At 58.5% G+C, this 17,378-nt stretch carries 18 protein-coding genes and 2 tRNA genes; 8 read left to right on the forward strand and 12 right to left on the reverse strand.

The genetic code is table 11. The annotated features are described in order from the left end of the window. From ABYM29_RS10515 to ABYM29_RS10560, 10 genes are all read right to left on the reverse strand, one after another. Positions 1 to 1,454, reverse strand: a 1,454-nt coding sequence (locus ABYM29_RS10515) for an Ig-like domain-containing protein (RefSeq protein WP_372864693.1), incomplete at its 3' end; no start/stop codon positions are given. A 442-nt stretch (positions 1,455 to 1,896) separates the two neighbouring features. Next, positions 1,897 to 1,973 (reverse strand) — tRNA-Met (locus ABYM29_RS10520). A 69-nt stretch (positions 1,974 to 2,042) separates the two neighbouring features. After that, positions 2,043 to 3,134: a redox-regulated ATPase YchF gene (ychF, locus tag ABYM29_RS10525; protein ID WP_372864694.1), complete on the reverse strand. Its 1,092-nt coding sequence runs from the start codon at positions 3,132 to 3,134 to the stop codon at positions 2,043 to 2,045. A 4-nt stretch (positions 3,135 to 3,138) separates the two neighbouring features. Continuing rightward, on the reverse strand, positions 3,139 to 3,726 hold the full coding sequence (gene pth, locus ABYM29_RS10530; protein WP_372864695.1) for an aminoacyl-tRNA hydrolase: 588 nt from the start codon (positions 3,724 to 3,726) through the stop codon (positions 3,139 to 3,141). 23 nt (positions 3,727 to 3,749) lie between these two features. Then, positions 3,750 to 4,388 (reverse strand): 50S ribosomal protein L25/general stress protein Ctc, encoded by a 639-nt coding sequence (locus ABYM29_RS10535; RefSeq protein WP_372864696.1) that lies wholly within the window; start codon positions 4,386 to 4,388, stop codon positions 3,750 to 3,752. Between the two features lie 87 nt (positions 4,389 to 4,475). Beyond that, entirely contained in the window at positions 4,476 to 5,420 is a 945-nt protein-coding gene (locus ABYM29_RS10540; RefSeq protein WP_372864697.1) for a ribose-phosphate diphosphokinase, read from the reverse strand. A 148-nt stretch (positions 5,421 to 5,568) separates the two neighbouring features. Further along, a tRNA-Gln gene (locus tag ABYM29_RS10545) sits at positions 5,569 to 5,643 on the reverse strand. Between the two features lie 8 nt (positions 5,644 to 5,651). Then, on the reverse strand, positions 5,652 to 6,494 hold the full coding sequence (gene ispE, locus ABYM29_RS10550) for a 4-(cytidine 5'-diphospho)-2-C-methyl-D-erythritol kinase (protein ID WP_372864698.1): 843 nt from the start codon (positions 6,492 to 6,494) through the stop codon (positions 5,652 to 5,654). After that, positions 6,491 to 7,057: a lipoprotein insertase outer membrane protein LolB gene (gene lolB / locus ABYM29_RS10555; protein ID WP_372864699.1), complete on the reverse strand. Its 567-nt coding sequence runs from the start codon at positions 7,055 to 7,057 to the stop codon at positions 6,491 to 6,493. The genes ispE and lolB overlap by 4 nt, the downstream gene beginning before the upstream one ends. Then, positions 7,050 to 8,771 carry a tetratricopeptide repeat protein gene (locus ABYM29_RS10560; protein ID WP_372864700.1) on the reverse strand — a complete coding sequence of 574 codons (1,722 nt, stop codon included), beginning with the start codon at positions 8,769 to 8,771 and terminating at the stop codon, positions 7,050 to 7,052. Before ABYM29_RS10560 ends, lolB begins: the two co-directional genes overlap by 8 nt. A 236-nt stretch (positions 8,772 to 9,007) precedes the next feature. Between ABYM29_RS10560 and hemA the strand changes: the two genes are divergently transcribed. The 6 genes from hemA to rhlB all read left to right on the forward strand — a co-directional run bounded on the left by hemA (position 9,008) and on the right by rhlB (position 15,319). Next, entirely contained in the window at positions 9,008 to 10,279 is a 1,272-nt protein-coding gene (gene hemA, locus ABYM29_RS10565; RefSeq protein ID WP_372864701.1) for a glutamyl-tRNA reductase, read from the forward strand. Between the two features lie 73 nt (positions 10,280 to 10,352). After that, positions 10,353 to 11,435 (forward strand): peptide chain release factor 1, encoded by a 1,083-nt coding sequence (gene prfA, locus ABYM29_RS10570; protein WP_372864702.1) that lies wholly within the window; start codon positions 10,353 to 10,355, stop codon positions 11,433 to 11,435. 3 nt (positions 11,436 to 11,438) lie between these two features. Continuing rightward, on the forward strand, positions 11,439 to 12,296 hold the full coding sequence (gene prmC, locus ABYM29_RS10575) for a peptide chain release factor N(5)-glutamine methyltransferase (RefSeq protein ID WP_372864703.1): 858 nt from the start codon (positions 11,439 to 11,441) through the stop codon (positions 12,294 to 12,296). Between the two features lie 19 nt (positions 12,297 to 12,315). After that, positions 12,316 to 13,059: a molybdopterin-synthase adenylyltransferase MoeB gene (moeB, locus tag ABYM29_RS10580; protein ID WP_372864709.1), complete on the forward strand. Its 744-nt coding sequence runs from the start codon at positions 12,316 to 12,318 to the stop codon at positions 13,057 to 13,059. A gap of 54 nt (positions 13,060 to 13,113) precedes the next feature. After that, complete coding sequence (locus ABYM29_RS10585; protein WP_372864704.1) at positions 13,114 to 13,833, forward strand: DoxX family protein; 720 nt, start codon at positions 13,114 to 13,116, stop codon at positions 13,831 to 13,833. Between the two features lie 313 nt (positions 13,834 to 14,146). Next, positions 14,147 to 15,319 (forward strand): ATP-dependent RNA helicase RhlB, encoded by a 1,173-nt coding sequence (gene rhlB / locus ABYM29_RS10590; RefSeq protein WP_372864710.1) that lies wholly within the window; start codon positions 14,147 to 14,149, stop codon positions 15,317 to 15,319. Positions 15,320 to 15,326: 7 nt separating this feature from the next. On the opposite strand, the gene cysZ is transcribed toward rhlB, so the two are convergent. Further along, a complete protein-coding gene (gene cysZ, locus ABYM29_RS10595; RefSeq protein ID WP_372864705.1) occupies positions 15,327 to 16,067 on the reverse strand; it encodes a sulfate transporter CysZ in 741 nt (246 codons plus the stop codon). 158 nt (positions 16,068 to 16,225) lie between these two features. Between cysZ and ABYM29_RS10600 the strand changes: the two genes are divergently transcribed. After that, entirely contained in the window at positions 16,226 to 16,483 is a 258-nt protein-coding gene (locus tag ABYM29_RS10600; RefSeq protein ID WP_372864706.1) for a hypothetical protein, read from the forward strand. A 9-nt stretch (positions 16,484 to 16,492) separates the two neighbouring features. On the opposite strand, the gene ABYM29_RS10605 is transcribed toward ABYM29_RS10600, so the two are convergent. Beyond that, on the reverse strand, positions 16,493 to 16,864 hold the full coding sequence (locus ABYM29_RS10605) for a cysteine-rich CWC family protein (protein ID WP_372864707.1): 372 nt from the start codon (positions 16,862 to 16,864) through the stop codon (positions 16,493 to 16,495). On the opposite strand from ABYM29_RS10605, the gene smrA reads away from it, so the two are divergent. After that, a complete protein-coding gene (gene smrA, locus ABYM29_RS10610; protein ID WP_372864708.1) occupies positions 16,764 to 17,336 on the forward strand; it encodes a DNA endonuclease SmrA in 573 nt (190 codons plus the stop codon). The two genes, ABYM29_RS10605 and smrA, sit on opposite strands and share 101 nt — an antisense overlap. Positions 17,337 to 17,378: the final 42 nt, after the last annotated feature.

The raw sequence follows: 17,378 nt of genomic DNA on the forward strand, positions 1-17,378 counted from the left end.
ACCTGGCCATTAACGTCGTCAATGCTGACGGTGACGGTGGCGGTGCCGCTGTCGAGGTTGACGCTGGCGGGGCTGAGGTTGACATTGAGGCTGGAGCCAGACAGCACAATAACAATGCTTTCTCTCAGGGTGACGCGTTCTGACGCGGTGTCGCAGTTATTGGGGCCTTTGCAGAGCAGGCCGTTGTACTTGCCATTTGCCGCGTCGTAGTCGCCCTGGTTGTCTTGGTCGACATAGGGCTCGGTGTTGGCGTCAAAGATGCCGTCCTCGTCTTCGTCCAGAAAGGCCTCGGCGAGATCGCTAAAGGTCTCGGTGTCGTCGTACTGACCGTTGGACGGATTGGCGTCAACAAAGCTCTCCTCACCGACAGCGGTGGCGAGAACGGTGATGCGGCCGTCTGCAGGGCGCGGTTGTTGCGAGCTGAGTACTACCGAGCATGCGCCGCCGCTGGTGTTGCAGCTGGGTTGAACCGATGCGCCCTCGGAGCGGAAGGTGACCGCAGTGCCGTCGGGTACGGGGTTATTGAAGCGGTCGGCGGCACGGATTGTCAGTGTCGTGGGTGTGCCGTCGTATGCAAGGCCCTCGATATTCAGCGTAGATGCGCTTAGCGAGAAGCTGTCTTGGTCGGGAATGCCGGTGGTAATTGCCAGCGATGATGACTGGGCGGTGCTCTGTATCGACCCTTGACTCGCTGTAGCGCTGACGCTGACGGAGGTGGCGATAGTGCCCGAGGCGACGGTTGTCGATGCGATGCCGCTGGCATCGGTAATGTCTTGGGCATTGCTCAGGGTGATGCCCCCCGTAGCATTGTTAAGGGTGAAGTCCACCGATTGATTGGGTACGGGGCCGCCACTGGAATTGGTGACTTTGAAGGACACTACCGACTGTTCGGGAATGGCGCCCGAGCCTTTGATGCCGATGATTTGGGGCGAGGCGGAGACAAAGCCGATAGAGCCCAGTGGTGCCGGTGTTGTGCTCAGAGTTACCGATGCGCTGTACGAGGTGCCACCGAGACTGGTTTGCGCTGTCACGAGGTCGCTGCCGTCACAGCCGCGGCTGGTGTAGGTGGTACTGATGGTGCCGCTGACATTGGCGATGTTGTTGTCGCTGAGTTCGGACAGGCCTGAGCCCAGGCAGGGGGAGCTGAAGAGCACACTTGCCGCGTCGGTGACCAGACTGCCGTTTTGGTCGATGATTGAGACTTCCAGGGTGGCGCTTTGACCCGCTTCCAGTGCCGTGCGGTTGGTGGCGATGGTGCCGGCGCTAAAGCTACTGCCCGACAGTGAACCAAAGCGATACTCAGTTGTTGTGCTGCTTTGCCCGGTGCTGCTGTTACCTGAATTGCTGCTTTCGCCTGGTGTCAGGCTGGGTTCGCCGTCACTGCCACCGCCGCCGCAGCTGGCCAGGGTTGCTGTGGTGAGTGCCAGCAGGCTGGCGCGCAACAAGAACTTCATAACCTCTTTCCTCTGTTCTTCTTATGACGTGCTTTTATGGACGTGTCTTCAGGTGGCCGGTGTGGCTAGGGCATAGTCCAAGGTTGATTAGGACAGCGGTTAGCTTATCGCAGTAAGCGCCCGACAATAAAAGCATATTAGCCCAAAATTGTCGCTGATGGGGAAACTTGTGAACAGCGCGGCAATTTATAGTGACGGGGCCTGAAAGAAACGAATGCGCGGCGGCATTGGCCCGCTCGCACAGGCGCTTAGGTTTGCGAATTGTATTACTGGGTGGCGGAATGGCGGGCTGGCAAGCGTGTTTTGCCCCTGCGGGCGGCGATCGCCGTTTGAAATGCGTTGCCTTTCATCGAACTGGGCGGCGCTTCTTATCCGCCCGTCGAGTGAGGCGGCATTTTTTGGAGGCGAAAAAAAACCACCATATTGGTGGTTTTTCGAATAATGGTAGCAAGGGGCGGATTCGAACCGCCGACCCCAACATTATGAGTGTTGTGCTCTAACCAACTGAGCTACCTTGCCACTGTTCTCTTGCGAGAAGGCGCGCATTTTCCAGACTTATGTCTAGCTTGTCAAGCTTGCGCGCCGCGCTTAGACGTTAAATCGGAAGTGGACGACGTCGCCGTCTTTGACGATGTAGTCCTTGCCCTCGAGGCGCCATTTGCCGGCGTCTTTGCTGCCCTGTTCACCCTTGTTGGCAACGTAGTCGTCGTAGGCGATGACTTCGGCGCGGATGAAGCCTTTTTCGAAGTCGGTGTGAATTTTACCGGCCGACTGGGGGGCGGTGGCGCCGACCGGAATAGTCCAGGCGCGCACTTCTTTCACGCCTGCGGTGAAGTAGGTTTGCAGGCCGAGCAGCTGGTAGCCGGCGCGGATGACGCGGTCGAGGCCGGCTTCTTCCATGCCGAGGTCAGCGAGGAATTCGCCCTTTTCGTCGTCGTCCAGCTCGGCGATCTCGGATTCCAGCTTGTTGCAAATCGGTACCACTATCGCACCTTCCTCTTCGGCGATGCGGCGCACGGTGTCGAGATGGGGGTTGTCCTCGAAGCCGTCTTCATTGACGTTGGCGATGTACATGGTCGGCTTGGTGGTCAGCAGATGGAGGCTTGCCATGCGCGCCTGCTCGCCGTCGTCGAGTGAGAGTGAGCGCAATGGCTTGCCTTGATCGAGATGGGCTTGCAGTTTTTCGAGTAACTCTTTGGCGGCGATGGCTTCTTTGTCGCCGCTGCGCGCCGGCCGTACGACTTTATGCAGCTGTTTCTCTACGGCGTCGAGATCGGCCAGGGCCAGCTCGGTGTTGATAACGTCGATGTCTGTCGCTGGGTCGACCTTGTTGGCAACGTGGATCACATTGTCGTTGTCAAAGCAGCGCACGACATGGGCAATGGCGTCGGTCTCGCGGATGTTGGCGAGGAATTTATTGCCCAAGCCTTCGCCTTTGGAGGCGCCGGCAACCAGGCCGGCGATGTCGACAAACTCCATGGTGGCGGGCAGTACGCGCTCGGGCGAGACGATGTCGGCCAGCACTTGCAGGCGTGGGTCGGGAACGCCGACGATGCCGGAGTTGGGTTCGATGGTGCAGAACGGGAAGTTTTCGGCGTCGATGCCCGCCTTGGTCAGGGCGTTGAACAGCGTTGATTTGCCGACATTTGGCAGGCCGACGATACCGCAATTGAAACCCATGGTGTTATCCCTGTTTGTAGCTGTGAAGTTGATTCATGGCCTTTGGCCAGTCGCCCGCGACGGCGTGGGGCAGGCTGCGCAGGGCCTGGTCGATACAGTGATCGATGGCGATGCGCTCATCTTGTGACGGTTTGCCCAGTACATAGCCGGTGACTTGGTCGGCGCTGCCCGGGTGACCAATACCTATGCGCAGGCGGTGGAAGTCGCGGCTGTTAGCGAGTTTAGCGATAGTGTCGCGCAAGCCATTGTGGCCGCCGTGACCGCCGCCGGATTTAAATCTCGCGCTGCCCGGTGGCAGGTCTAGCTCGTCGTGGGCAACGAGGATTTCTTCAGCTGTAATTTTGAAAAAGCCGGCCATCGCGGCGATAGCTTGGCCGCTGCGGTTCATGAATGTGCTGGGGATAAGCAGGCGAATATCCTGCCCGTCCAAAAAAAATCGGCCGGTGTCGCCGTAAAAACGAGACTCGGTCGAGAGTGAACAGCCCTGTTGTCGGGCGAGTTCGGCGACGAACCAGGCGCCCGCATTGTGACGGGTTTGCTGATATTGCTGGCCGGGGTTGGCCAGTCCGACAATCAGTTTTATCCGGGTCACGGGGGCGCCTGCTCAGGGAGAAGTTAAGACTCTTCGCTTTCGCCTTCAGCGCCTTCCTCGTCGTCGGCAGAGCTGCCGCCGCGGGGAGCTTGAACGACGGCAACGGCCGAGTCGTGGTCTTCGCCCAGTGCCAAGGCGGTGCTTTCAACACCGGCGGGCAGAGTCAGGTCAGAAATGTGGACAGTTTGACCCACTTCCAGCGCAGTCATATCGACTTCGATGAACTCGGGCAGGTCTTTTGGCAGACACTGGACTTCGATGTCGCTCATTGCGTGCGTAATCGAGCCGCCTTGCATTTTCACGCCGTGGCAAGCTTCTTCATTGGTGAAGTGCAGCGGTACGTGCAGGGTGATTTTAGTGTCGGCGCTAACACGCAGGAAGTCGGCGTGCAGGATCTGCGGCTTGGCCGGGTGGCGGTGCAGGTCTTTGATAACAACCGACTCTTTGGCGCCGTCGATATCCATGGTCAGTACGGAGCTGAAGAACGCTTCGTCTTCCAGGAACCAAACCAGATCTTTGTGCGCGATGCTGATCATCTGTGGGGCTTTTTCGCCGCCGTAAACAATGGCGGGTACTTCGCTGGCCAGACGACGCAGGCGGCGGCTCGCACCTTTCCCTACGTCAGCGCGCGCTTTGGCGTTAACAGTGTATTCGCTGGACATATAATGTCTCCTCATATAAAGCGAAAACCGCCGAACTTGCGACCAGTTCGGCGGCGGTCGTCGAAAAGCAGTGGCTGCGGCGCTGAATTAGCGGAACAGGGCGCTGATCGACTCCTCGTTGCTGACCCGTCGAATTGACTCGGCCAGTAGGTTTGCCAGGGTAAGCTGGCGAATTTTGGGGCAGTTGGCGGCGGCGTCCGACAGTGGAATAGTGTCGGTAACGATGAGCTCATCCAGCTCCGAGCCGTTGATGTTGTCTACGGCGGGCCCGGATAATACAGGATGCGTGCAGTAAGCGACAACTTTTGCGGCGCCCTGTGCCTTGAGTGCCGATGCGGCCTTACACAGCGTGCCTGCGGTATCGACCATGTCGTCGACCAATACACAGGTCTTGCCTTCAACTTCGCCGATAATGTGCATCACTTGGGCGACGCCCGCCTTGGGGCGGCGCTTGTCGATAATGGCGAGATCGGCGTCATTGAGCTGCTTGGCGACTGCGCGAGCGCGCACCACGCCACCGATGTCGGGTGAGACAACAATCTGGTCTGAGTAGTTTTGACGGCCAATATCGTCCAGCAAAATGGGCGAGCCGTAGACGTTGTCGACGGGTACATCGAAGAAGCCTTGGATCTGCTCGGCGTGCAGGTCGACCGTCAGTACGCGATTAATACCCACGCCGCTCATAATGTCGGCAACCACTTTGGCTGAGATGGGTACGCGCTGCGAGCGCACGCGGCGATCTTGGCGGGCGTAACCGAAGTAGGGGACAACGGCGGTGATGCGTCCGGCTGAGGCGCGGCGCATGGCGTCGGCCATGACCACCAGTTCCATCAGATTGTCGTTGGTGGGTGCGCAGGTCGGCTGCAGCAGAAATACATCAGCGCCGCGCACATTCTCATTAATCTCGACAAAAACTTCGCCGTCGCTGAATTTGCTTACCGTCGCGTCGCCCAGAGGCAGGCGAAGGTGTTCGGCAACTTTGCGGGCCAGTTCTGGGTTGGCGTTGCCGGTAAAGACCATCAAGTTGTGCACGGTCGAAGTCCTGTGAGGCTGAAGGTTTAAATCGCGGTGAGACGGTTCCCGTGGGCAGCGTGTTGGGCTAATACTCGCCGGCTCATTGTTGCCGTGAAACCGTAAACCATAAACAAGATTCCCGCCATAAGGCGGGAATCTTAAAAAATGGCTGGGGTGGTAGGATTCGAACCTACGAATGCTGAGATCAAAACCCAGTGCCTTGCCGCTTGGCGACACCCCAGTAAATCGTTACGCAATGGACAGTGTTTTGTGCAGCGGCGAAAGGTTGACACCCTTCGCAACAAAGCCGGACATATCTGCCGGTCTTTCGGCCAAAACTGCTTCCGCAGCGCTCTTGCTGTCGAAGCTGGCGAACACACAGGAACCGGTGCCGGTCAGCCTCGCGGGGGAAAATTGATCCAGCCAATTCAAGGCTTTATCAACTTCCGGATACAGATTTCTGACCAAATTTTGGCAGCTGTTTCCGGTGGCCCCCTCAAGAAAGGCCGCTATTTTGATGGGAGAGGCATTGCGTGTCAATTGTTCATCGCAAAAAATTTCTGCGGTGCTCACTTCGCAGTTGGGTCGCAGCACTAAATACCAGCGGGACTCGGTGTCGACGGGGCTTAATTTTTCGCCGATGCCCTCTGCCCAGGCGGTGCGGCCGTGGATGAAGACCGGTACATCCGCGCCCAGTTGCAGGCCAAGTGCCGCCAGCTCGTCGAGGCTGAGGCCCAGCTGCCACAGGTGGTTGAGGCCCACCAGGGTGGATGCCGCGTCGGAGCTGCCGCCGCCAATGCCGCCGCCCATGGGCAGGCGCTTGTCCAGGCTGATGTCTGCGCCGAGCGATGCGTGGCTGTATTCGCGCAGCAGTTTGGCGGCGCGCAAAATTAAATTATCGCTGTCGTCGACGCCGGGCAGGGGACTCAAAAAACGCAGTTGATCGTCGTCGCGTCGTGAAAGTTTTAGGCTGTCGCCGTAATCGAGCAGTTGAAATAGCGTTTGCAGTTCGTGGTAGCCATCGGCTCGGCGACCGGTGATGTGCAGAAATAGATTGATTTTTGCCGGGCACGGCAGTGTCAGGCTGCTCACGGTTGGCACTCCTGTTGGGCATCCCGCCAGGTTTTAATGATGAGTTTTAGGCGCAGCTCGTCGCGGCGGGCGTCAATGCTCTTGGGTAGAGCGTCAGTGCTGTCGCTGTGGCGGCTGAACTGGATATGCCAGCCGTATTGTTGCAGCTCGCTGAGTTGTCCCGAGGCGCTCAGTTTTGCCGACAGTGGCGCGTCGGGCGCCGCTTGGCCGCGCAGCCAAAAGCGCAGCGCCGAAACGGGTAGTGGCCAGCCGATATCAGCGGCTAGTGTTTCGGCGTTGGCGGCGCGGTGGTGCTCGCCGCGATAATCGACGCTGGCGCCGTCTGCGGTGCTAATTATTTCGGCACCGCCCACGCCGACGGGCCCAGTTAGGCGAATCTTGCTGTAGTGGTTGCCGCACTGCAGCCAACTCAGCTGGCCACTTTCTTGTTGCTGATTCTGCCACAGCCCGATACGGCCGCTCATTTGCCAGTGCTGCGGGTCGATTTGGCTGGGAGGGAGGCTGGCGCAGGCCGACAGTAGTAGGCCAAATGCGCCGCTGGCAATGCGCTGCGGATTAGTCATTGAGTAAATTCAGTCGCTTCTGCGTGTCGTAAATAATGGGGCTATCGGGGGTGTCGCGAAGTCCTGCTTGCCAGACTTTGTAGGCGTCATCCTCGCGGCCCAGTAACCAATAGGCTTCGCCGAGGTGGGCGGCAATTTCGTGGTCCTGGCTTTGGTCAAAGGCCTTTTCCAGGTGCACGAGGGCGCCCTGCAGATCGCCCTTTAGGAGCAGTATCCAGCCGTAGCTGTCGAGAATGGCTGGGTCGTTAGGCGCGAGCTCCAGTGCGCGGCGCACCAGCTGCTCTGCCTCGTCAAGGCGAGAGCTGAGGTTGGCAAGCGTGTAGCCCAGGGCATTGAGGGCGGCGCTGTTGTCGGGGTCGCGAGCAAGAATGTGGCGCAGGTCGGTTTCTACCGCGCTGAGGTCGCCAATGCGCTCGGCAAAGAGTGAGCGGGCATAGCGCAGTTTGTCGCTGTTGGGCAGCTGTTCCAGGCCTTGGCTTAGCAGTGCGAAGCCGCGCTGGTTGAGATTGGCCTTGCGCAGAATCTCGGCCTCTAAGAGGTAAATGAACTCTGCTTGTTCGGGCAGTCGCTGCCGCCAGTTTGCCAGTCGCTCTAAGGTTTGCTCGCGGCCGTCAGTGGATAGGCTGATGCTCGCCAGGCGTCGGCTGGCTTCGTCGAACTCGGGTAATTGGGTGGCGCTTTCGTAGTGTCGCAGGGCGTCGTCCCAGTCTTGGTCTTCCTCGGCCATACGCCCCAGTAAATAGTGGGCGCGACTACTTTGGCGAGGGGAGTTGCTGAGACTTTGCAGTTGTTTTTCCGCCTCCTCGGTGTTGCTGAGTTCGCGATTGATCAGTATTAGCTCGAGCAAGATGTCGTTGTCTTGTGGGTGTTGGCGAGCCAGAACCTCGTAGTGTGCCTTGGCTTGGTAGAGGTCGGTTTTAACCAGTCGGCGGGCCAGGTCGTGGCGCAGGCGCTTGTGGCGGGGATTTTGGTCGACGGCATACTTAAGTCTTTCCAGCGCTTCTTCATGCCTTTCCAATTGGCTTAGTGTGCGGGTCTCAATAAGCAGGGCGTGGGGGTTGGCGGGCTCTTCAGCCAAGACTTTCCGGGTTATTGCCAGGGCTTCTTCTTCGCGCTGGCGATACTGCATCATCAGTGCCTGGGCGATGCGCAGGCTGTTGTCCTGTGGATGCTTGCGCGCAATGGCTTGCAGGGCGGTGAAAAAGGCGTCTATTTCACCGGCGGGGCGGCTCAGGGTGGTGGCGGCCATTGCGGCAAAATTGCTATCGCCGCCCAGTTCCAATACGCGTTGCATATGGGGTAGTCCGTCTAGCGGGCGGCCCAGGCGTGACAGGGTGCTGGCAAGAATAAAGTGGGCTTCGCTGCTGTCGGGCTCGCGCAGCAGCCAGCGCTGTGCGTAGTCGGCGGCGACGGCGTATTGGTCCATGTAGTCGGCAAGGCGCGCAGTGGTTTCTATCAGGCCTTGATCCCGAGTGCGGTCGGCCTGGTGGCGGTATAGCTGCAGCGCGGTGTCCAGGTCTTGGTCGCGCAGCGATAGCTCGGCGACCAGGAGTTCGTAGACACTGTCATCGGGAAGGGGGCGTAGCGTTTCGCTGACCGGCGGCTTTTGAGAGGAGGACGCCGTTTCACTAGTCGCCTGTTGCTGTGGAAGCAGGGCGCAGGCCTGGGTGAGTAGCAGTACGAAGGCGGTAAGAGATTTTTTAACTAATGACATCGTGGTCCTGCTGCTGTTGTTCTGCGGTCGTTTGCCGAGCGGGCTAATGCAGAATAATCCTACCTTATTGTGAGCCTTTATGGCGCTAATTGCTGTGGCTATGACCATGTTGGGGGCAATTCATTGCGTCCGGGGGCGACAAATACCCGGCTGGAGTGCTAATAAAATCCACATTTCAGCGCCAACTTGCTAGAATCCGCCTCAGTTTTGCGCTCCCGACCCGGCTTTCCAATTGAATGAAACTGCTCCTTCTTGGCATCAATCATAATTCCGCCCCGCTTTCCCTGCGCGAGCGCGTGGCCTTTGTGCCCGAGCAGATTCACCTGGCCCTGCAGGACGGTGTTGCCTCCGGCTTGGGGGAAGAGTTGGCGATTCTGTCGACCTGCAATCGCACGGAAATTTATGCGCTGGCTGGCGGCGACGCTGAAGTGTGCGAGCAACAGCTGCTGGATTGGCTGGCGCGTTTTCACCATGTAGACCGCGATCAATTGCGTGATTGTTGCTATATCAGCAGTGACAGTCAGGCCTTGCAGCACATGATGGAAGTGGCAGCGGGTTTGGACTCGATGGTGCTGGGCGAGCCACAGATTCTCGGCCAAATGAAATCGGCTTATGCGCTAGCTGCCGAGGCGGGTACGGCGGGTGCGGCGATGAACCAGCTGTTTTCCCAAGTATTTAGTGTGGCCAAGCAGGTGCGCACCGATACGGCGATTGGCGAAAACCCGGTGTCGGTGGCTTATGCCGCGGTCTCGCTGACGCAGCATGTGTTCAGCGATCTTGGCAAGTGCTCGGCACTGTTGATCGGCGCGGGAGAAACCATCGAGCTGGTGGCTCGCCATCTTCGCGATAAGGGGATCCGGCGTATCGTGATTGCCAACCGTACCTTGGAGCGCGCCCGCAAGTTGGGTGAGGAGTTCCAGGCCGAAGCGGTGATGTTGTCGGATATCCCGCAGTATTTGTGCGATGCCGATATTTTGGTGGCGTCTACAGCCAGCCAGTTGCCTATCCTCGGCAAGGGGGCGGTGGAGGCGGCGCTTAAAAAGCGCAAGCATCGCCCGATGGTGATGGTGGACATCGCGGTGCCTCGGGATATTGAACCGCAGGTTGCTGAGCTGGATGATGTTTACCTGTATACCGTGGATGATTTGCGTGAAATCGTCGATGAGAATAAGCGTGCCCGCGAGTCTGAAGCCCGCAAGGCGGATCAGATGATCGTCGAAGCTTTAGAAGGCTGGCAGGCGCGACTGCGCTCGCGCGATGCCGTTGACACGATTAAAGACTACCGGGCCAAGGCGGAGCGCCTGCGCGACGCGGAGCTGGAGAGAGCCCTGCGTCAACTGGCCAAGGGCGAGGATGCGTCGGCGGTACTCGAACAGTTGGCCCGTGGTCTCACCAACAAACTGATACACAGTCCTACAACCCAAATTAAAGAGGCTGGGGCCAAGGGCCGCAGTGATTTAGTGGGTTGGGCGCGTGAGCTGCTGCAGCTGCGCGACCGCGATAATTAGCCGCTCACAACGCCCGCCGTGTCGCAATGGCGGTTAGCTATAATTCAGTCTCTTTCTGCTCAAGCGAGAATCTATGAAGGCATCAATCCGCAGCAAACTGGAAAATTTGCTCGACCGCTACGAAGAAATTGGCGCGCTGCTCAGCGATGCCGAGATTATTGCCGATCAGGAGCGTTTCCGCAGTTTGTCGCGGGAGTACGCGGAAATTGAACCGGTGGTGGCCAGCTATGCGTGCTACCGCCAGGTGAGTGATGATCTTGACGAGGCGCGCGCCATGCTGGCCGAGGATGACGCGGAGATGCGTGCCATGGCCGAGGAGGAGATCGCCAGTGGTGAACAGCGAATAGAGGCCTTGGAGCTGGAGTTGCAGACCTTGTTGCTGCCGCGCGATCCGAATGATTCGCACAATGTGTTTTTGGAAGTGCGGGCTGGCACTGGCGGCGATGAAGCGGCGATTTTTGCCGGCGACCTGTTTCGTATGTATTCGCGCTTTGCCGAGCGCAAGGGGTGGAAGATCGAGGTGCTGAATGAGCGCCCCGGTGAACACGGTGGTTACAAAGAAATTATCAGCCGTGTCGTCGGTCGGGATGTTTACGGCCATCTCAAATTTGAGTCTGGGGCTCACCGAGTGCAGCGCGTACCGGAAACCGAGTCGCAGGGGCGCATTCATACCTCAGCCTGCACGGTGGCGGTTATGCCTGAGCCGGAAGCGGCCGAAGAGGTGGAAATCAACAAGGGTGATTTGCGTATCGATACCTATCGCGCCAGTGGCGCCGGTGGTCAGCACGTGAATAAGACCGATTCGGCAGTGCGCATTACACATATTCCCAGCGGGATTGTGGTGGAGTGTCAGGATGAGCGTTCGCAGCATAAAAATCGCGCCCGGGCGATGTCGCTGCTGGCGGCGCGTATTAATGATGTGCGCAACAATGCACAGCAGCAGGCACAGGCCGATCAGCGCCGCAATTTGGTAGGCAGCGGCGATCGCTCTGAACGCATTCGCACCTACAACTTTCCGCAGGGGCGGGTCACCGACCACCGTATTAATTTGACCCTCTACAAACTCGACGAGTTTGTGCAGGGTGATATCGACCAGATTATTGGCCCCTTGCGTCAGGAGCATCAGGCCGATTTGCTGGCGGCGATGGCTGAATAACGCATGGTGGTGGGAGAGGGCTTAAGCATTGCTCAGGCCTTGGCATGCCAGCAGCAGTTGCAGGATGTCAGTGACACGCCGGGCTTAGATGTGGCGCTGTTGCTTTGCTCGGTGCTAGAGCGCCCCAGGAGCTATTTGTATACTTGGCCGGAGCGCCGGCTTAATGGTGATCAGCAGGCGCGATTTGACGCGCTGTTGGCTCGGCGTCTCGGTGGTGAGCCGGTAGCCCACTTGCTGGGCTACCGCGAGTTTTGGTCGCTGCCCCTGGCGGTTAATGCCGAGACCTTGATTCCGCGGCCGGATAGCGAATGCCTGGTGGAGGCTGCCCTGGAGCTGTTTGCTGACGGCGATGCCGGGCGGGCGCTTGATCTGGGTACGGGCACGGGGGCCCTGGCTCTGGCGCTGGCATCCGAGTGGCCGCAATGGCGTTGCTGGGGGGTGGATAAGTCGCCAGCGGCGGTGGCGCTGGCTGAGCGCAATCGTCAGGCCTTGGCCCTGCAAAATGTGCAGTTGCTGGTGTCTGACTGGTTTGCCGCGCTGTTGCCGCGGCGGCAGTTTCAGTTGATTGTTAGCAACCCGCCGTATATCGATGCGGCGGACCCGCATTTGCACCAGGGTGATGTGCGTTTTGAGCCGCTGTCGGCGCTGATTGCCAGCGAGCAGGGCTTGGCCGATTTGCGGCATATTGTCGCCACAGCCCCCCAATACCTCTGCACTGACGGCTACTTAATCGTGGAGCACGGCTTTCAGCAAGGGGCGGCAGTGCGTGATTTATTGGGTGCTGCCGGCTTTGTTGAGGTCGTCAGTCGGCGCGATTATGGCGGCAATGAGCGCTTGAGTTTGGGCCGGCTCGTCGCTTGAGGAGAAGACTATGCAGGATTTGAGCGACCAACAATTGCTGCGTTATAGCCGCCATATCTTGCTGCCTGAGCTGGATGTGGACGGTCAGCGCAAATTGTTAGCCAGTCGCGCGCTGATTGTCGGCCTCGGCGGTTTAGGCTCCCCTGTGGCGATGTACTTGGCGGCGGCGGGGGTGGGGGAGTTGCATCTGGCCGACGGCGATACGGTGGAGCTGAGTAACCTGCAGCGTCAGATCGCCCACGGCGACGCCGATATCGGTGTCAGCAAGGTGGCTTCTGCGGCGGCAACACTGCGCGCCCTCAATCCCGAGGTGAAGCTCGTTGAACATCACTGTGTGCTGGCGGGAGCGGCGTTGACGGCGGCTGTCGCTGCGGTCGATGTGGTGATCGATGCCTGCGATAACTTGGGTACTCGCTTTGCCGTCAATCGCGCCTGTCTCGCTGCGGGGGTGCCGCTGGTGTCGGGGGCGGCGATTCGCAATGAGGGGCAGCTCAGCGTCTATGATTTTCGCCGTGAGGACAGCCCCTGTTATCGCTGTCTGTATCAAGAGGGCGGAGAAGAGATGAGCTGCGCCGACAGCGGTGTGTTGGCGCCGTTGGTGGGTATGGTTGGCAGTATGCAGGCGATCGAGGCGCTGAAATGCCTGGTGGGTTTTGGTGATAGCTTGTGCGGGCGATTGTTGCTGATTGATGCCAGTACCATGGACATTCGTCAATTGCGCTTGCATCGTGATCCGAAGTGCCCGGTTTGCAGTGTGGCCTGAGAATGGCATAGTGCGGATCAGGTCCTGCCTAACAACAGCAATAATAAGGGGGCGATGATGATCCATCTGCTGCGCGGCTACTATATATTCCACGACGGCCTGTTTGGCCTACTCAAGCATTTGGCATTTTTGGCGCCGCTATTAATGCGTGCCTATTTGGCGCCGGTGATGATTGCTGCGGGCTTGAGCAAGCTCCATCATCTGGATGCTACGGTGCAGTGGTTTGAGCGCAGCCTGGGGTTCCCCGAGCCGCTGTTGATGGCGCAGTTGGCAGCTTACATCGAGTTGGTGGGTGGTTTTTGTCTGCTGTTTGGTTTTGCCCTGCGCTGGGCTTGTATACCACTGCTGTTTACTATGGCTGTGGCGGCGGGGGCGGTGCACTGGCAGAACGGTTGGTTTGCCGTTGCCCCGAGCAATCCTCTCAATAGTGCCGCTAAGCCACTCGCCGATATTGGTATACCCGCTGCGCGCCGCAGTTTGGAAAATAGTCTTGAGGTGGGGCGCCGGCTGGCGACGGCAAAGCAGCTGTTGCGCGAACATGGCAATTATCAGTGGCTGACCGGGAAGGGGCAGCTAGTGGTGCTTAATAATGGCATTGAGTTTGCCGCGACCTATTTTATTATGCTGCTGGCACTGCTGTTCAGTGGTGCGGGGCGCTGGTTGAGTTTGGATTTTTATTTGGACCGTCAGTGCCGGGCCAGTATCGCGCGTTATCGCGCCAATGCCGAGCCGCCGCCTGCCGTGGCGGCTTCGGTGCAGGATGAAGCCGCCTGAGGGATCGTGCCGCTGGCTGCAGTCGTCCCGATTGTGGGCAGTCAGTCCTGCTCGGCATTGTGTTAAAAGCGGTCGAGCTGGTACCCATGATGGTGATTGGTGCTAGAATGCTCGATTATTGTGCAATTCCTAATCTGAAGAAGAGATCATTTTGCTACGAAAGTTTTTTTCACCACCGGCCGCGGAGCGGGCGGACACGTCAAACACTCAGACCGCTGAGGCGGCCCCCGTTGACCAGCCGTTAAATGATGGCGGTAAGTCGCGGCATAAGTCTCGCAAGCCCGAGGCGCCGTGGAGCCTTGATCAGTTTCAGGTGCCCGAAAGCGAGGGTCAGACGCGGTTTCACGATTTGGGCTTGGATGAGCGCTTGATGCACGGCATCGCGGACAGCGGCTTCCAATATTGCTCGCCGATCCAGGCGGCCTCGTTGCCGCACACCTTGCGCGGCAATGATGTGATTGGCAAGGCACAGACCGGCACCGGTAAAACGGCAGCGTTTCTGATTACGATTTTTAATGACCTGCTTAATAACCCTGTGGAGGATGAGCGCTTTGCCGGTGAGCCGCGGGCGTTGGTGATTGCACCTACTCGCGAGCTGGTGGTGCAGATTGGCGAAGATGCCCGGCAGCTAGGTAAATACTGCGGTCTTAATGTGGTGACGCTGATTGGCGGTATGGATTACCAAAAGCAGCTTGAGCGCCTCAATAATGATTTGGTCGATATCGTCGTTGCCACGCCGGGGCGGCTATTGGATTTCTCCGGTCGTCGTGACCTCTACCTGGATCAGGTGGAAGTGCTGGTGATTGACGAAGCTGACCGCATGTTGGACATGGGCTTTATTCCCCAGGTTAAGCGTATTGTGCGCTTGACGCCGAAAAAGAGTCACCGCCAGACACTGTTATTCAGTGCGACCTTTACCGACGACATCATTCGCCTCACCGAGCAGTGGACAGAGGAGCCGGTAAAGATCGAGATTGAGCCGGAGTCGGTGGCCACTGACAGCGTGGATCAGAAAGTTTATCTGGTTGAGTCTCACGACAAGTTTCGGCTGTTGCTGAATATTGTCCGTCAGGAAGACGTGACCAGTGTGATTATTTTCGCCAATCGTCGCGATGAGACCCGCCGTTTGCACGAGCGTCTGCGCAAAGCTGGGGTTCGCTGCGGTATTCTGTCGGGTGAGATTCCGCAGAATAAGCGCTCGCGTACCCTGCAGCAGTTCAAAGATGGTGAAATCAATTGTCTGGTGGCAACCGACGTTGCCGGTCGTGGGATCCATGTGAAGGGTATTAGTCACGTGGTGAACTACACCCTGCCAGAAGAGCCCGACGATTATGTTCACCGCATTGGCCGCACTGGCCGCGCGGGTGCTACGGGTACTTCGATCAGCTTTGCCTGTGAGGACGACGCGTTCTTGTTGCCCGATATAGAAGCGGAACTGGCGATGAAGTTGCCCTGCGAGCAGCCGCCTGCAGAATTGATGAAGTAGCGCGGCCTTAGCTGCGCGGTTCTTCGTCTTTTAGTCTCTCCAGCCACATCAGTGTGCCGCCACAGACGGCGGCGGGCATGATGAATAGATTCAAAATGGGCACCATCGTGCCGAGCATCACCACTGCGCCAAAGCTGAAGCTGGTGCCGCGCTGCCGAGCAATTCGGCGGCGGGCCTCGCTAAAGCTCAGTCGGTGGTTGTCCATGGGATAGTCGCAGTATTCAATGGCCATCATCCAGGAGTTCATCGCGAACCACAGCAGGGGTGCAAGCGGCGATAGGATAAAGCTGGCGATCAGGGTCAATATCGCAAAGCCGGCATAGTACAGTAATTTGCGGCCTTCGCGGCCGATGCTGCGGGGAAAGCTGGCTACGGCCTGCAGCAGAGTCTCGCGGCCGGCAACTTCCTTGCCACTTAGCTGTTCCTCAAGTTTTTCCGCGAGCAGGCCATTGAAGGGGGCTGCGATGAGGTTGGCGATAGTGCTAAAAAAATACATCACAATCGCCAGCAGTAAAATCACGGCCAGCGGCCACAGCAGCCATTCCAGAAAGCCCAGCCAGTTTGGCAGCCAGTTCATCAACTGGTCTATCCACTGGGAGAAACGTGAGATGCTCAGGTAGGTGAGCAGGCCAAAGATCAGCGTGTTGATCGCCAGTGGTAGCATGGCGAACAGGCGTATGCCAGGCAGGCGCAGTAGTTGAAAGCCGCGCATTAGGTATTGTGGGCCGCTGAGTCGGGGGCTCGACATATCGATCGCCTGTTAAAAAAGGCCTATGGTAAGCGCCGCAATCAGTCTTGCAAAGGGGGCGGTGGGCATATTAGCAACGATGCGTATTGTGCTGGTGGCCAAGTCGCCGTTAAATGGTTGGGATGGTTGCCAGAACAGACAGCTTAGGGGGTTGCGTGATGAAAAGAATTCTTGCGGCATTGCCGCTATTATTGGCGATGTCGCTGCAGGCTTATGAGCCGATTAAAGTAGACATGGTGGCGGGTTTGTCGCCCGGCGACGAGCTTACGGTCAGTGCCGAGGGCGGTGATTATCGTGTTGGCCAGGCGGTCAGTTTGGTCGAGCGCGAGGGCGGTGCCGACGTGATTCACGGCATCGTGGTCGGTCGCGTCACTGGCGGGAAGCTGAAAATTCGCGTTGTGCCGGCCCCGAACTGACAAGGATTTTTAGCCTGGCTCCGATGCCGGCAGTGCTTGGCCACAGGTTTGGCAGAGGCAGCGTTGGCCTTCGCCTTGCGCCGCAGCTAAGCGACGGGCCTCGGGCGTGATTGGCGTCGACATGCACCAGCAGTCGATGGCGGGGTCGCCTCGGGCAATGGCGCAGTGATTGTCACCTTCGCACAGTGGGCAGAGCTTGCTGTTTGCGGTATGGCTATTCATCGGTCGATAATAGCGCAAATTGCCTCGCAATGGTGGTGGGGGCTGTAGGGGGCGCGCGATGAGTGATGAGAACGAGCTATTTGCCGAAGAGATGTCAGGGGTGAAGCCCCTGCGCAGTGCGCTGCGGGTAGCCTTAAAAAAGAATAATGCCGATGACATCGCCTTGGCGGCCCGTCGTCAGGCGGCGGTCGCCAGCCGTGCGCCGCGCAATTTTCTCGCCGACAGCGAGCTGCCCATTCTCGATCCCTACTACCTTGTGGAATTTCGCCGCGACGGCGTGCAACACGGTGTCTACCGCAAATTGAAACAGGGGCGCTATGCCGCTGAGGCGCGTTTGGATTTGCACAAGATGACCGTCGAGCAGGCGCGCCAGCAGGTGTTTGAGTTTGTGCGCGAAGCCGCGGCGATGGATCTGCGCAGCCTGATTATTGTTCATGGGCGGGGTAATCACAGCGGTGTTGCGCTGTTGAAATCCCATGTTGCCCACTGGCTGCCACAAATGGATGAGGTGCAGGCATTCTGCAGTGCCCAACCCCAGCACGGCGGTGCGGGAGCGGCGTATGTCTTGCTGCGCAAAAGTGAGAGAAAGAAGCAGGAAAACCGCGACCGCTTGAGCCGCGGCCGCAGTTAATTGCCGCCTAGATATTGGCGCCGTGCTTTTCCAGTGCGGCGA

This window comes from Spongiibacter sp. (assembly GCF_041602295.1).
Classification (GTDB): domain Bacteria; phylum Pseudomonadota; class Gammaproteobacteria; order Pseudomonadales; family Spongiibacteraceae; genus Spongiibacter.